Source organism: Kitasatospora nipponensis, from assembly GCF_039528135.1.
In the GTDB taxonomy this organism is placed as follows: domain Bacteria; phylum Actinomycetota; class Actinomycetes; order Streptomycetales; family Streptomycetaceae; genus Kitasatospora; species Kitasatospora nipponensis.
In genome coordinates, this window is record NZ_BAAALF010001044.1 from 1 (window position 1) to 550 (window position 550).

Annotated in this window: 1 protein-coding gene; it reads left to right on the plus strand. The window is 67.3% G+C overall.

Annotated elements, in window-relative coordinates:
- Window positions 1-303: hypothetical protein (locus tag ABD323_RS44775; RefSeq protein WP_425556371.1), on the plus strand; the 303-nt coding region annotated here is incomplete at its 5' end.
- Between the last annotated feature and the right edge of the window lie 247 nt (window positions 304-550).

Consider the following 550-nt stretch of genomic DNA (forward strand, 5'->3'; position numbering starts at 1 on the left):
AACCTGCTGTCGGACCTCGGCTACGGGGAGATCGGCGAGCTGACGGTCAGCCGGGACCGCGTGGACCGTCTCCTGCTGTGCAGCGACGGTGCCTACCAGCCGATGGAGGAAACCGGCGGGCGGCTGGCCGGAGGGTTCGGTGCCTACCCGGCGACGGTCCTCGACCAGTACCCGGCGAAGTCCGCCGCGGGGGTGCTGGTCAGCGACGCGGTCGAGCGGGCTCGGACGATCAGCCGGCGGGGCCCGGGAGACGAGCACGCCGACAACGCGACCGCCCTCGTTGTTGCCCTTCCGAAGCTCTGACCTGCGAAAACGCTCGACGTCCACCGGTTGAGAACTTCCCGGCGAAGTGGACCCCCAATCTCAATGAGTATAGAATCTAAGTAGGAGGTGGGGGAGACACCCCCACTCAAGAAGGGAAACCCCGTGTACGCCCAGCTCGCCGAGAACACCGCGACGTTCATCCACAACCCGGGCGTCCAGGCCCGCGCCGTCCTCAACTCCGTGTTCGTGGACGTCACCCCGGACGACGACCGCACCGTCAAGATCG